The following is a 13,413-nucleotide window of genomic DNA, read 5'->3' on the forward strand; positions in this document are numbered from 1 at the left end:
AAGGGGGAGGCTCCTATGCATGATCCGGTGCGGATCTGGTACGTGGCCAGCCAGCGGCTGTGCAATCTGGCCTGCGACTACTGCGTGTCCATCGGCGACTGGGCCAAGAGCCGTCGCCACGACTGGAAGAAGCCTGAGGACCGCGAGGTCTACGACAGGGTGGTGACCTGGATCGGGACGCGCCCCTACCCGGTGAAGGTCCGGCTCGGCACCCTCGGCGAGCCGTTCGCGAGCCCCCTCTTTCTGGAGAAGGCAGCCTGGCTGACCCGGCAGAGCGGCGTCGAGCATGTCGAGCTGGTCTCCAACGCGGTCCTGCTGCCCCGTCGGCTGCCCAGGCTGGAGGCAGCGGCCAACTTGGGCAAGCTCTCTCTGTGGCTGACCTGGCACGATGGCCAAGCCGACCTTGGCCGGTTCATCGCCGCCGCGTCCTTCGCACAGGAGACCTTCGGCTGCTTCGTCGTCGTCAACGCCCTGCTGTTCGAGGACAACGTGGACGCTGTGGCCCGCGCCGAGGAGGCCGCCCGCGCAGCCGGGCTGCGGTTCAACGTCGACCTCGGCTACGACCCGACCGCCCCCACCGACGCGCAAGATCCGTCCCATGCGGTTCCCGCCCTCAAGGCCGGCAGTGCCCTGGAAACCCTGGCCCGCCTCGGCGGAAACCGGGCGCTCGCCGAGACCGCCCTGATCGCACTGACGTCCTGCCAGGGCATGCCCTGCAGGGCCGGCCACGACGCGGTGTTCATCGACATCCATGGCCAGGCCTACCGCTGCTCCAACTATTCAGCCCAGCAGCGCCCGCCGCTGGGCAGCGTCCTGACCGACGGCTTCGAGCTGCCGCTGCGTCCCGGCCCCTGGGCTCCGTGCGCGGCCGCCGGCGGCTGCGGCAATAAGGAGGACTTCCTCAACCTCCAGATCGCCGCCCCGCTGCGCCCCGAGACGGTCCCCAGCCTCGGCTGGACCGACGCCTGATCCACCGCACTGCTCTGGAAGGGAATCCGCTCTCGTGCTCATCAGCGACCTGGCCTGGCCCGACCTGCAACCCGGACCCGAAGACCACGTCATCGTGCCCATCGGCGCCCTTGAACCGCACGGCCCGCACCTGCCGCTCGGCTCCGACACCATGATCAGCGACCACTTCGCCCACCAGCTCGCCCACGACATCGGCGGTCACGTCGCCCCCACCCTCGGCTACGGCGTGGCCACACCCTCCCAGCGGCTCGGCGGCACGTTCCCCGGCGTCATCAGCATCAGCGGCGCCACCTTCACGGCGGTGGTCACCGAGGTCCTGGCCTCTCTGGCGCGTCACGGCTACCGCCGCATGGTCCTGGTCAACTCAGCCATCGACAACATCAGCTTCCTGTGCGAGGCCGCCCGCGACCTGACCGAACGGACCCCCGGCGTGCGGGTGATGGTCGTGAACTGGTGGGACGTCGTCGGCGAGGACTTCCGTGACGCCCTCGCCCGCGAGAGCGGCACTGCCCGCCGGGATGACCACCATGCCGGGATGGTCGAGTCCAGCCTCGTCATGCACATCAGCCCGCGCACCGTCCGCACCGACCGGCTGCCCGTCGACGGCGGCATGGAGCAGCCCCGCCGGATCAGCTACCACCTCTACCCGCAGCCAGCCGACACCACGACCAGCAGCGGCATCGTCTACTCCGCAGCCGGGGCGGGCGCCGAGCTCGGCGATCGGGTGGCCTACCAGGTCGCCCGGCAGCTCGCCGACGCCGTGCGCCGCGAGTTCGCCGCACCCCTTCCGTCATGACCCCGGACACCGCCCGGGCCCGCCCGGGAACGTCTCACAGAAGGAGAGCCACTTCGATGCCGTCTTCCAGCGACCAGCTGTACGTGTTCTCCCCATCAGCTTCCTATCCCCGCCCGTTCGCGTGCGTCATCGACGACCGGGCGCGGCTCGTCCACGCCTGGTCCAGCCCCATCGGCCAGCCCGACATCGAGACCAGCCCGCCGTCCTACCTGCGGGGCTGGAACCACGTCGAGGTCGGGCCCGACGGCAGCCTGTACGCGATGGTGCCGCTGCACGCCCTGCTCAAGCTCGTCCCGGACTCCGCCCTCACCTGGCGGGCCGATCTCCCCGCCCATCACGACCTCGCCCTCAGCCCCGCCGGTGAGATCTACGTCCTGACCGAGGAACCCCGTCCTGTGCCCTGCACCGGCGGCTCCCACGTCCTGCTGGACAATTCCGTCACCGTCCTCGGTCCGGACGGGCAGCTGCGGGCCGCGCACTCCCTGTACGAGATCCTGACCACCGACCCCCGGCTGGAGACTCTGATCACCGGCGTGATCGACGAGCATCGCGCGGCCGGACGGACCGCGGACCCTGCCGCCCTCGCCCCGCGGCTGGAAGGAGCGAACGGCTGGAGGCGGGGCCGCGATATCTCCCGCCTGCTGCGGGCCCGGCCCGGATCGCCCAGCGACATCCTCCACACCAACACCGTCGAGATCCTCACCACCGGCCACCCCGCCGGGCTGTGGGCGGCCGGGAACGTCTTGGTCTCGCTGCGCAACCTGAACCTGATCGCCGTTCTGGACCTCGGCGCCCGCGCGGTGCGCTGGTGGTGGGGGCCCGGCGAACTGTCCGGCCAGCACCAGCCCTCCGTGCAGCCCGACGGCACGATCCTGGTCTTCGACAATGGCCGGGGCCTCGGCCGATCCCGCGTCCTGGAGATCGACCCGCTCGCCCAGGGCATCACCTGGCAGTACGAGCTGGGCCTGTTTTGCGAGATGGCCGGCGGCTGCGAGCGTCTGGACGACGGAACTGTCCTCATCAGTGACGCTCAGGCCGGCCGCGCCCTGATCGTCGACCGCGACGGCCGCGAGCGGTGGACGATTCATGTCTCCACCCGCGCCACGTCCGCCGGACGTTCCCGCGCGGAGTTCTACCGCCTCTCCGCGATACCCCGCCGCGCCGCCCGCTTCTTGGGTGCCGGTGACCGGCCGGCCCGCACCCTGGCCGAGTCCCAGGTCAGCTGCCACGTCGGCCAGAGCGTCCAGGGTGCCCTGTGATCAGCGTGATCGTCCCGACGCGGGACCGCCCCGGGCCGCTGCACCGCGCCCTGCGCAGCCTCGCCCGCCAGACCTACCGCCGCTTCGAGGTCATCGTCGCCCGCGACGGCGGCATGCCCGTCGAGCAGGTCATCGCCCGCTGGCAGCGCGAGATGCCCATCACCCTCCTCGACGGCGACACCCCGCATGGGGTCTCCCATGCCCGCAACCGCGCTCTGGCCGTGGCCCAGGGCGAGAACGTCGCGCTCCTGGACGACGACGACGTGTTCCTGCCCCACCACCTCCTGGCCGCCGACGACGCCCTGCGCACCGGCCGGGCCGATACCGTCTACGGCCAGGCCCTCGTCAGCCCCACCTGGATCGAGGACCTGCCCCGCGGCACCCATGGCCTGCCACGCAAGGACTACCCCTTCGACGCCACGTTCCTCGGGGTCGCGAACACCATTCACACCGGGTCGATCGTCGCCCGCAATCCTGCCGCCGGACCGGTTCGCTTCGACGAGACGCTGCAGCACTGCGAGGACTGGGACTTCCTCCTCGCCCTCCACCACACCGCCGGCCATCGCTTCGCCCGCCTCGACAGCATCACCAGCGTCTACCACCAGGTCCCCCGCCCCGGCGCGGTCGCCTCCGCCTACCGGACGAGCCCCACCCCCTTCACCCTCGCCCGTGACACCCTCTACCGACGCTGGCCGGCCGTCGGAGGCCTCGCGGAGGAGTACCGGCAGTGGTTCCGCGACTTCGACCAGCGACTCGATGCCCGCATCGCCCTGGGCCTGCCCGCCTCGGCCCACGTCTACGAACACGCCGTCCGCGGCCTGCACGCCACGTTCACCGCGCACCGCCCGCCCGACCCTGCCCTCCTCGAGGGTCTACTCCCCCACAGCCTCGCCTCCTGGCCGAGGCAGAGTGCCGAGGCCGACATCTCGCTGAAGGGGGCTGTGCATGGATCCCGCTGACGCACCGTACGACGGCTTCGCCGACACCTTTGCCCGCGAGACCGCCGTCAGCCCTTACAACGCGCACTACGACCGCCCCACCGTCCTCGGTCTCCTCGGCGACGTGAACGGCCTGCGCATCCTGGACGGCGGCTGCGGCCCGGGCCTGTATCTCTCCGAGCTCGCCGCGCGCGGAGCCGACACCGTCGGCATCGACCAGAGCGCGGACATGGTCCGCCTCGCCCGCGAGCGCCTCGGTTCGCTCGCCCAGATCCGCCAGCATGACCTCGACGCGCCCCTCACCTGGGCCGCCGACTCCAGCTTCGACATCGTCCTGCTCGCCCTGGTCCTCCACTACGCCCACGACCGCGTCCGCACCCTGACCGAGCTCACACGCGTCCTACGGCCCGACGGGAGGATCATCATCTCCACCAGCCACCCCACCGCGGACTGGCTCGCAGACGGCGGCAGCTACTTCGACGCCCGCCACGTCGAGGAATCTTGGTCCGACGGCATGACCCACCGCTACTGGCGTCAGCCCCTCCAGGCATGGTTCGACGAGTTCACCGCCGCAGGCCTCGCCGTCGACCGTCTAGTCGAACACCGACCCGCCCACTCGATGGTCCTCCACCACCCGACCGTGTACGAGAAACTGGCCCACCAGCCCGGGTTCATCGCCTTCCAGCTCCACAAGCCGCCAGGCGCCCCTAATCTCCGTCCTGACCAGTCGTGATTGCCTGCATCGGAGTGCCGCCCATGCAAAACCGCCCGACCCTCGTCGTAGTCAGCGGCCCTCCCGCCACTGGGAAGACCACGCTCGCCCGCGCCCTCGCCCAGCAGCTGGGCTGCCCGGCGGTCATCCGCGACGAGATCAAACAGGGCATGGTCATGAGCACCCCAAATCACCAGACCGCTGGCGACGACCCTCTCAACATCCCCACGCTGGACGTCTTCTTCAAGACCATCACCGTCCTCCTTCAGGCAGGGGTCACCCTCGTCGCGGAGGCGGCCTTCCAGGACCGGCTCTGGCGACCAGGCCTGGAGCCCCTCCTGGGCCTCGCCGACCTGCGCATCATCCGGTGCACCACACCCACCTCGACAATCACCGAACGCATCACCGAGCGCGCCCGCACCGACAGCCACCGGGCGGCCCACGGCGATGAGGCCCTGCTCGCCGACATGGAAGCCGGCACTTACGACCCCGAGCAGTTCAAGGCCATCAGCCTCGACGTCCCGACCTTGGTCGTGGACACATCGGACGGCTACACGCCCGGAACCTCCGAGATTCAGGCATTCCTGCGAACACCACAACCGTCACTCAACCCTCGGCGATAGACCCTCGCCAGGATGAGTCCGTACGGGCTACGCCGACGGCCCCGACGGACCTGAAAGCTGGAGATCCGTGCGACCCGTGTGCCTGACCTCCACTCGATCGGCAACCCACACAGGGCTTGGGGAGGTTCCCTGGCCGCGCCGCGACAAGCGGGGAATCAGGGCGAGCAGGTCCGGGTGCAGGCAAGCACGGTAGGGAAATTCAGGGAGCCCCCAACAGTGCGGGCGCTACCGATGGTGCTGTCCGGGTTCGCGTTCCGTGCGGTGAACGGCGAGGGCATTACAGCCCGAGTACGGCCGCTCACCGGGCCGGGCAAGGTCGTTCAACGCACAGCAGTCCTTCGTTCGGTCTCTGCTCGGCTGTCCTCTTCGGGCGCTGAAGGGGCGGATGCACGTGGTCTTGGATCCGCGAGGACCGAGACCGTGTCACACAGGATTGCCGCCGGGGTGGTCATGGATCCAGGCCAGGCCGCCGAGGTCGAGGCAGCCCCTGGCCCGGGTCACCGCAACGTAGGCCAAGCGCGCCTCTGCATCGTCGATGGGGCCGGGTACGGGGCGGCCTTGGGCGTCGTGGCTTTGTTCACGTCCACCGGTTCTGGCTCAACTTCTGTGGTGTTGCGTCACGTGGGCCGGTCGCCCGACGTCGCCCAAGCCGCCGACGTGGCGATTCCCTCTCCCACCGACCGGGCTCTGCCGGGCGACGGCGCCGCACCACAGAAGTTGTGCCAGAACCCGTCCACCGACAGCGTTTGTCGATGAGTTGGGGAGGCAGTCGGTGGCCGAGGAGGCGGGAGATGTTCGTCAGTTTTGAAGGCAGCAGCCGGCTGCGTGGCTGCCAGCGTCCGGCCGTTGTCAGTGCTTGCTGACAAGATCACCGTCATGACACCGTTGCTTCTCACCGACATCGAACGAGCCGTTCGCAGCAGCTGGAGTGCTGAGACGTGCACGCCTGAGTTCCGATCGCGCTGGACCAAGGACAACCCGGCCCGGGATCAGTGCGGGGTGACCGCCATGGTGCTCAATGACCTGCTGGGAGGTGAGTTGATCCGGGGAGAGGTCCACGTCAACGGAGAGCGTGTGGACTACCACTGGTGGAACCGCCTGGGCATGGGCATCGAGATCGACCTGACCCGCGACCAGTTTGGGCCGGAGGAGATCGTCACCGGAGGCATCGTGATTCTCCGCCCACCCCTGACCGAATGGCGCAGGCTCCGGCAGGAGTACGAGCTTCTCCGCGACAGCGTCTTGGAGAAGCTCAATCGGCAGCAGGCGACGGCCTCTGCGGCCGTGTCTCGTCAGCCGGCTTGAACCTGTTCGGCTCGGGCTCGGGTGCTGGCGAGGCGGTAGGAGTCGGTGCCGGTCTCGATGATGGTGCCGTTGAAGGTGAGACGGTCGACGATGGCCGCGCAGAGGCGGGGGTCGGTGAACGTCTTGGTCCAGCCGCCGAAGGACTCGTTGGAGGCGATGGCGACGCTATTCTTCTCCTCGCGTTCGGCCAGGACCTGGAAGAGGAGTTCGGCGCCGCGGCGGTCGAGTTCCATGTAGCCGAGTTCGTCGATGCACTAAAGATCCACGCGGCCGTAGCGGGCGATCGTCTTGGTCAGCTGCTTCTCGTCGGCGGCCTCGACAAGTTCGTTGACCAGCTTCGTCGCCAGCACGTACTTGACCCGGTAGCCGGCCATCGCGGCCTCGGTTCCCAGGGCGATCAGCATGTGAGACTTGCCGGTCCCGGAGTCGCCGATCAGGCAGAGCGGCTGGCTCTTCTTGATCCACTCTCAGCTGGCGAGGGTATGGATGGCGGCCGCGTCGAAGTCGAAGGTCCGCAACGACTTGTCCCGGGGGAAGCCGGCTGCCTTGATCCGTCGTTCCGACCGGCGTCGGGACCGGTCGTCGCACTCGGCCATCAGGAGCTCGGCGAGGAAGCCGCGGTAGGTCATCTGGTCTTTCATCGCCCGGTCGGCCGCGGCGGCAGCTGCTTCCTCGGCTCCGGCCAGACCAAGTCCACAGCCTTACGGACCGTCCGCCACGACACGTTGTACTTGCGCTCGATCTCCCGGATCTTCATGCCGCCACGGTGGTCGCGCCGGATCGCCGTGTACAGCTCGACCTTCGACATCTGCGGCATGACCAGGACCTTTCACCAGGAGCATCCCGATGCTGCCCTGGCAAGCACCCCAGTGACTTCAAAACTCGTGAACATCACCCGACCGTGGATCTGGGCGCCTCCCAAACCCGTGAACAACTGACTTCACAACCCGTGAATAAAGCCAGGCGTCGGGTTCCGCGGCGTCCTTGGGCGGCCTGAAGTCGTTGCCGATCTGGACCGTTGGCCATTCACGGCCCTTGGCCTTGTGGGCCGTGGAGACGGTGACCTGCGCGAGTTGTTCGTCGACGAGTTGGCTGACTGCGGCGAGGAGTGCCTCGGGGGTGTGGGTGTCGATCAGGTCGACGAAGGGCTGGAGGTCGGCGCCGGCCGGGTCGTAGGCGGCGTAGTCCTGGAGTTCACCCCAGGAGGAGAAGAGAAGGAGCTCGGGATGGCTGGTGGGACGGCCGTTCTTGAGGTCTCGGGCGGCGAGCGCGAGGCTGCACAGGCTTTCCCCTCCGCCGGTGAGGGCGACGCGGCGGCCGGCCTGGAGGTGGGTGAGAACCTGGGTCATGGCGCCGATGTTGGTACGGCACAGGACGGCGTCGGGGGTCTCGACGGTGTCGAGCCGGGTGGGGATGGTGTCCGTGCCCTGGAGGCGGATGGGTGCTCCGGCGAGAGCGAGCCATCGGTTGGCTTCGCGGGCGAGGTGCGGACCGAAGCGGAAGGACTGCGTCAGGGCCAGGGGGATGCCGTCGAAGCGGGTCATGACGTCGGTGGCGCCGCGCCAGCCGTAGATGGCCTGGGCGGAGTCTCCGACCATGACGAGCTGGGCGTGTCCGCGCTGGGCCGTGAAGACCTGCTCGACGACGGGGTTGGTGTCCTGCGCCTCGTCCAGGAGGAGAAAGTCGGCGTCGATCTTCGGCTCGGACAGGGCCCACATTTTCAGGTAGTGATCGTGTTCGAAGCGGACGACCCCCCGTTCGGGGCACTGGAGGTCTTTCCAAGCCTTGCGGGCGAACGGGAGTACGGCGGAGGCGAGTTGTTTGTGGTGGTCGGCGTTGTCCAGGCCGCGCAGGTGCGGGATGTGTCGGCTGGTGATGGCAGGGTCTGCTGAGTAGCAGAACCGGGTGAGGGTCTTCAGAACGGTGTGGGAGAGGACTTTGACCGAGAGGTCGTTTTCTCCGACACGGACGGGTTTGGTGATGCCGAGGGCTTGTCCGGTCTTCCAGCTGGGCTGGCGGGCGCTGCCCAGGCGGGACCGGTATCGGTGGCCTACTGCGGCGTAGGCGAGGGAGTGTGCGGTCTTGCACGTGACGTGGCCGGGGAAGCGGCTGGCGGCGTCCAGCGCGATGGCCTTGTTGAAGGCAAGGTAGCGGCCGCGGCGTCTGGTTCCTGTGGCGAGCAGGGCCAGGGTGGTGGTCTTGCCGGTGCCCGCCCCTGCTTGGAGAGCGATGTGGTCGCCGGCGCGGAAGCGGTCGGCGGCGTGGGCCTGTTCATCCGTGGGGTTCAGCACGTGGTCGCTCCGTCGCGTGGGCAGGGGGGCGGTGGGATGGGTTGTTGCACGTGGTGAGCCGGCCGGATCAGTGCGGCATCGAGAGCGCGGCACCGGCTGACGGGGATTCTCACCGCACGTCGGGGGCTTTTCCGCTGGCTATGGTGCACGGCCTTGGGGTGGCCTTCACGCTCGTCCTCGATGCCGGGCCTGGCCCATGGGCAGCCGGGTGGCGATGTGCTGGTGGTGGAGCAGGGGATCGAAGATCTCCCAGTCCTCCGGCGCCATGTCTGCGGCTTCGGGAACCAGGGCGTGGGCGGGGCAGCGCTGGGCGCGCCAGCGGTGCTGTTCGGCGCGGGCCAGGTGCCCGAGGTCGTAGACGGCGATTTCGACTGCGGGCAGCACCGGTGGGCGGCCAAGCAGGAGGGTGGTGAGCCTCCAGGTGCCGCGTGGCTTCCGCAGCGCGAGGACACGGTTCAGGCAGCGGGTGCCTCTGTGGGTCCGGGCAACGCATCGGATTTCCGCGATGGGCTGTGTAGCGAGGTAGCGGCTGCCGAGAAGGTCCACGACCGGCCTGGCGGGCTGGCACGGTGGCGTGGGTCGAGATCCGGCAGTGGTACGTCGGCTAGGTGGCGTGAAGGCACCGTCGTCGAGGAGGCGCCGGGTCTGCAGGGCGAGGTGCTGGCGCAGCCTGACGAGGTGCTGTGTCAGGGACTCTGGGGTGTCGCGTGCTGGGCAGAGGGTGCGGTGGGCGATGCGGCACCAGGGGCTTCCGTCGCCCGCCGGGTAGGCGATTCCTGCGCCGATGTGCCAGCGGTGGACCTCTGGGACGGCTGCGGTGGGCAGTTCGTGCGGGTGGAGGCAGACGGGCTGATGTTCGACGCCTAGGTACCAGTGGACCTGGTTGCCGCAGTCGGCACACGGGCCGCCCTGCGCCGTGCGGAGCAGGTGGCTGGGGCTGCCCGTGGCGACGCACAGAGCGCGGTGGCGGTGCCGGGGTGAGCTGCTGTTCCGGAGGCGGCCCGATCGGGCGTGGGTGGAGCACATGACCGGGAAGATTCCAGCCGACACGCTGCGATCGTGGGGCCGCACCGCTGCTGTCGCCCGGCTGGCTCAACCATGGTGGGCGCGCATTCGGGCATCGCTCGTTCGTTCCCTCCGCGTCACCGGTTCGGGTGGTCTGCGGGTAGGAGCAGTCGGCGCCTAGCGGCTCTCGCCGCCGGGCGGTTCGTGGCCGTCGCAAAGTGCCGCGAAAAGGCCGCCGAGGGGGACGTCGAAGGCGTGGCCGAGGGCATGCCAGGTGGGCAGGGAGCCAGTGGTGCGACCCTGCTCGATTTCGATGAGGGTGCGCCTGGACAAGCCAGTCCGGCTGGCCAGTTCGTCGTAGCTCCAGCCGCGCTCGCCCCTCAGGTGCGCGAGTTCCTGGCGTAGCGCGTCGAGGTTCGGTTCGGGCGGCAAGATCGTCACCACACCATCGGACGGTGCAGACCCCTGCCCTGTCAGTGCAGACCTCTGCCCTATTTCCGCAGGTGACACCGGCCTCGCGTAGGGCAGAGGTCTGCACTACGGTGCGGCCGTCGCCCCGACTCCCCGGTGGCGGCCCGTCTACGGCTGAGGCCTGGCGGTCGATGAGGAAGGCCGGCCGATGAGGCTCTGGACGCCCCACCTGGCAGTGCGGCGCACGTGGACCGTGGAACTGCGACCGCAGCCCCACGGCCCTCAACTCGCCTGCCCTCAGTGCGGTCCGGCGGCCGCACGCGTGCGTGGTGCGACAGCCCGCTCGGCCGCGCTGGCTCACCTGGCCGGGCATGCCAGGCTCGATGCTCTGCCGCGGCATCTGCGGACCTGCCAGTGTCACGAACGGGGCTGCCGCTGGCACCCCCGCCACCGCGGCTGCGGCGGACCGATCGCCCTGGTCCTCGCCCGCGAACGCGGCGGCCGCCTGTGGCGGCTGGCCGACGTCTGCACCAACTGCGCCGCTGCAACCCACGACGCCGCCGTCGTCCCCGAGACACCGGCCGGCACCCCGCCCGTACGGAGCAGGCCGCGCCGCTCCCCCGCGCCTCCGGGTCTCGGCCCCCACGAGCGGATTCGCGACATGCTCTCGTACCTCGCGGCTGCCCTACCCCCGTCCACCGGCCCGCAGGCCCGCCTGCTCGCCCTGCAGTGCGCACTGCGCGCGGACCGGCACGGGCGCGTGCGCATGCCCAACGGTCTCCTGCGCGGCATGCTCCTGGCCGGCCAAGCGACCGGGGCGTGGCAGGAACTGGTGGAGGCCCGCTGGCTACATCACACACGGAGCCCTTCGGGAGGCCACCAGGCACAGTTGCTGGACGCGACGGTCCTCACCCAGGCGCCAGGGCGGGCTCTGCGCGCACAGGCGGCCGGTCTGGCCCTGCGTGCGGCCTACTCCCCCGCGACCCGCGCGCAGTCGGCCACAGTGCGGCTGACAGCAGTCGCGCTGAACGCGTTTCTACCTCCCGGCGCCGTCTGCGGAAGCGTCGACGTCGCGGACTTCGCCCGTATCTGCGCCCTGCCCGAGGACCGTCTCCGGGAGACCGTGGAGGTGCTCTGCGCCACCGGTCCGCTGTCTCCCTGGTCGCTGCATTTCTCGGCAGCAGAACTGCACTGGCGGCCGGCTGGCGCAGGCACCCCCCGGGCTTCGCCCGGGGGAATGGTCCAGCCATGAGAGGCAGGGATCGATGGGATGGAGCGCGCCTCGCTGAGGACGAGGAGACCGGGGGTGGACACGGAGCGATCGCCCAGACCCGAACGAACCTCGCCACAATCCAGCACCGGACCTCCTCCCCCTCTGCTCAGCCTCCGAGATCCTCAGCACACGACCAGGATCAACTTGTCCAGGCGTCAGAGCTCAGGCACGAGGAGGGTCAGGCGCAGGACCGCGGCGAAGGCCAGCAGTGCCGGCAGGGTGAACCACCATCTACGCAGCCACTCGGCCTTCACGAACACCCATGTGAGGAGTGCGATCACGGCGGAGAAGGCCAGGGCCAGGCCGGCCGCGAAATTGGAGTGGGCGACGCTTTCACTGTCCCAGGGGCCGGCAGGTTCCGCAGCATAGGCGAGCAGGAGGAGGTATCCGGTCGCCAGGTTGCCCAGGGTCAGGAAAAGGGTGCACACGGCAGCGCCTATCTGATGCGAGGCGCTTCTGGGGTGCTGCTGGGTCATGGTCCTCGTCTCGTTCACTGCAGCGCTCTCCCGGCGTCGTCCAGATTGCCGTCGAACAGACGACCGTAGGCCTGTGCGCCGCTGCTTTCGTAGTAGGGGCCGCCGTTGTAGCGGGCCGCGAGCTCCCGCATCTGTTCGCGTGTCATCTCCTCCGGCAGCACGTCGGCGAAGCCGCTCTCGGCCTTGAGCTGGGCAAGGTACTCGGAGGCGATGAAGATGTTCTTCGCAGGGTCTCTCACAGCGGCCACCACAACCTCGCGCTGCGTCTCCGTGAGGTGCTGGGGGTCGTAACCCAGGACTTCGGCGGCACGGCGGACCTGGATGGACAAGGGGCCCATCGAGGTTCGGTCGGGGTCTTCGCTGCCGGGAATGATGCTGCGTCCCGCGCGGGCAAAGTCGTCCAGGACTCCCGGATCTCCTTCGACTTCCTGCCAGGCGATGCCCGCGACCATTTCGGGCGGAAGCCCGGACTCGGTCGCTGCAGCCTTGATGAGTTCGCTGTTATGGAAGATGTAATCGCGTCGACCCTCGTCGGACTTGGAGGGAAGCCAGTAGTTGTTTCCGTGGGCGTTTGGTAGCCCGTCAACGAGGTTCGAGATGCGCATGAGGGTTTCGGAGACGACTACGTCGCTCCCGGTGCTGGGGATCGCATCGACTTTGACCCCAGCCCCGGGCAGCCGGACATAGGGGTTGTCGCTCGCCTGTCGTGCCTCGGTCCGCAACGGTCTGAGGCTTTTCAGGAACGCTCCAGGGTCCGGGAGGGTTCCTTGGAACTCGGGTATGGACTTATGCGCGGCCTTGATGTCCGCGATGCACTTCTCCCTCGCTTCGGACTCCACTCGGAGGGCATCGCCGTAGTGGTTCCTGGTCTGGTTGTAGAAGCTGTCGGCCTCCTCGCGGATCGCGTCGACGTCGACCGCCAGCTCGGCGAGGAAGTCGAGCGCGCCGGTGGTGGCCCGCATGTCCTCCCACTGTCGCAGGGGCTCCGCAGCGCGCCACGTCGGGGTGGTCGCGTCGCTCTCCCGTGCCATGACCTCGGAGAGCTTCTTCTCCGTGTATTTCCCGCTTTTATAGTGCCACTTGGCGGTGGTGACGGCCTCGGCGTACAGAGTGAGGGCCGACCCGGCGGTGCGGAATGCTCCTGCCAGGGCGTCTGCGATGGTCTTGGTTTCGCCGAGCCGTGCTGTGTAGCGGTCGCGGGCATCGCTCTCCCACTCGACCTTGGCTGCCTTGCGGAACGCGTCGTCGGCGGATTCGATGAGCGTGTGAAGGCGCCGGAACTCGGCCGCGTTACGGCCGATGAGTGCCGGATTGACCTCTTCGAGGAACGCGACCTCTTTGCGGTATGCCACGAC

14 protein-coding genes and 2 pseudogenes are annotated in these 13,413 nt (G+C 69.0%); 8 read left to right on the plus strand and 8 right to left on the minus strand.

Annotation, left to right across the window (positions count from 1 at the left end):
- Positions 1 to 15 precede the first annotated feature (15 nt).
- The 7 genes from OG594_RS46430 (at position 16) to OG594_RS46460 (ending at position 6,602) form a co-directional block, all read left to right on the plus strand.
- Positions 16 to 969: a radical SAM protein gene (locus OG594_RS46430; protein ID WP_266608991.1), complete on the plus strand. Its 954-nt coding sequence runs from the start codon at positions 16 to 18 to the stop codon at positions 967 to 969.
- Positions 970 to 1,003: 34 nt separating this feature from the next.
- Positions 1,004 to 1,765 (plus strand): creatininase family protein, encoded by a 762-nt coding sequence (locus tag OG594_RS46435; RefSeq protein ID WP_266608993.1) that lies wholly within the window; start codon positions 1,004 to 1,006, stop codon positions 1,763 to 1,765.
- Between the two features lie 56 nt (positions 1,766 to 1,821).
- The gene (locus tag OG594_RS46440) at positions 1,822 to 3,024 is read left to right on the plus strand and encodes an arylsulfotransferase family protein (RefSeq protein WP_266608994.1); all 1,203 of its coding nucleotides are present in this window, start codon (positions 1,822 to 1,824) and stop codon (positions 3,022 to 3,024) included.
- 5 nt (positions 3,025 to 3,029) lie between these two features.
- Positions 3,030 to 3,983 carry a glycosyltransferase family A protein gene (locus tag OG594_RS46445; protein ID WP_266608996.1) on the plus strand — a complete coding sequence of 318 codons (954 nt, stop codon included), beginning with the start codon at positions 3,030 to 3,032 and terminating at the stop codon, positions 3,981 to 3,983.
- Positions 3,970 to 4,695 (plus strand): class I SAM-dependent methyltransferase, encoded by a 726-nt coding sequence (locus OG594_RS46450; RefSeq protein WP_266608997.1) that lies wholly within the window; start codon positions 3,970 to 3,972, stop codon positions 4,693 to 4,695. Before OG594_RS46445 ends, OG594_RS46450 begins: the two co-directional genes overlap by 14 nt.
- A 23-nt stretch (positions 4,696 to 4,718) precedes the next feature.
- A complete protein-coding gene (locus tag OG594_RS46455; RefSeq protein WP_266608999.1) occupies positions 4,719 to 5,297 on the plus strand; it encodes an ATP-binding protein in 579 nt (192 codons plus the stop codon).
- Between the two features lie 876 nt (positions 5,298 to 6,173).
- Complete coding sequence (locus OG594_RS46460) at positions 6,174 to 6,602, plus strand: hypothetical protein (protein ID WP_266609068.1); 429 nt, start codon at positions 6,174 to 6,176, stop codon at positions 6,600 to 6,602.
- Here the strand turns inward: OG594_RS46460 and istB are convergent.
- From istB to OG594_RS46490, 6 genes and pseudogenes are all read right to left on the minus strand, one after another.
- Positions 6,590 to 7,255: pseudogene (gene istB / locus OG594_RS46465) on the minus strand (IS21-like element helper ATPase IstB); the annotation flags it as partial. The gene OG594_RS46460 and the pseudogene istB overlap by 13 nt on opposite strands.
- Positions 7,240 to 7,419, minus strand: a complete 180-nt coding sequence (locus OG594_RS46470) for a hypothetical protein (protein WP_266609001.1) — start codon at positions 7,417 to 7,419, stop codon at positions 7,240 to 7,242. The pseudogene istB and the gene OG594_RS46470, both read right to left, overlap by 16 nt.
- Before the next feature lie 58 nt (positions 7,420 to 7,477).
- Positions 7,478 to 8,893: a UvrD-helicase domain-containing protein gene (locus tag OG594_RS46475; RefSeq protein ID WP_266609003.1), complete on the minus strand. Its 1,416-nt coding sequence runs from the start codon at positions 8,891 to 8,893 to the stop codon at positions 7,478 to 7,480.
- Between the two features lie 165 nt (positions 8,894 to 9,058).
- Entirely contained in the window at positions 9,059 to 9,277 is a 219-nt protein-coding gene (locus OG594_RS46480; RefSeq protein WP_266609070.1) for a hypothetical protein, read from the minus strand.
- A 255-nt stretch (positions 9,278 to 9,532) separates the two neighbouring features.
- Positions 9,533 to 9,919 (minus strand): annotated as a pseudogene (locus tag OG594_RS46485) (DUF6083 domain-containing protein); the annotation flags it as partial.
- A gap of 156 nt (positions 9,920 to 10,075) precedes the next feature.
- A complete protein-coding gene (locus tag OG594_RS46490) occupies positions 10,076 to 10,339 on the minus strand; it encodes a helix-turn-helix transcriptional regulator (protein ID WP_266609005.1) in 264 nt (87 codons plus the stop codon).
- 292 nt (positions 10,340 to 10,631) lie between these two features.
- Here OG594_RS46490 and OG594_RS46495 point away from each other — a divergent pair, with 292 nt between their 5' ends.
- Complete coding sequence (locus OG594_RS46495; RefSeq protein WP_266506119.1) at positions 10,632 to 11,561, plus strand: hypothetical protein; 930 nt, start codon at positions 10,632 to 10,634, stop codon at positions 11,559 to 11,561.
- A gap of 176 nt (positions 11,562 to 11,737) precedes the next feature.
- Here the strand turns inward: OG594_RS46495 and OG594_RS46500 are convergent, their stop codons facing one another.
- The gene (locus OG594_RS46500; protein ID WP_266506122.1) at positions 11,738 to 12,010 is read right to left on the minus strand and encodes a hypothetical protein; all 273 of its coding nucleotides are present in this window, start codon (positions 12,008 to 12,010) and stop codon (positions 11,738 to 11,740) included.
- Between the two features lie 62 nt (positions 12,011 to 12,072).
- Positions 12,073 to 13,410 (minus strand): hypothetical protein, encoded by a 1,338-nt coding sequence (locus OG594_RS46505; RefSeq protein WP_266609007.1) that lies wholly within the window; start codon positions 13,408 to 13,410, stop codon positions 12,073 to 12,075.
- Between the last annotated feature and the right edge of the window lie 3 nt (positions 13,411 to 13,413).

Origin of the sequence: Streptomyces sp. NBC_01214, assembly GCF_026340975.1 — a bacterium.
GTDB lineage: Bacteria > Actinomycetota > Actinomycetes > Streptomycetales > Streptomycetaceae > Streptomyces.

Bases quoted from the DNA above. Each gene is read 5' to 3' on its own strand.
- OG594_RS46470 (WP_266609001.1), bottom strand. From the start codon at position 7,419: ATGCCGCAGATGTCGAAGGTCGAGCTGTACACGGCGATCCGGCGCGAC.
- OG594_RS46460 (WP_266609068.1), top strand. From the start codon at position 6,174: ATGACACCGTTGCTTCTCACCGACATCGAACGAGCCGTTCGCAGCAGC.
- OG594_RS46440 (WP_266608994.1), top strand. From the start codon at position 1,822: ATGCCGTCTTCCAGCGACCAGCTGTACGTGTTCTCCCCATCAGCTTCC.
- OG594_RS46450 (WP_266608997.1), top strand. From the start codon at position 3,970: ATGGATCCCGCTGACGCACCGTACGACGGCTTCGCCGACACCTTTGCC.
- OG594_RS46455 (WP_266608999.1), top strand. From the start codon at position 4,719: ATGCAAAACCGCCCGACCCTCGTCGTAGTCAGCGGCCCTCCCGCCACT.
- OG594_RS46430 (WP_266608991.1), top strand. From the start codon at position 16: ATGCATGATCCGGTGCGGATCTGGTACGTGGCCAGCCAGCGGCTGTGC.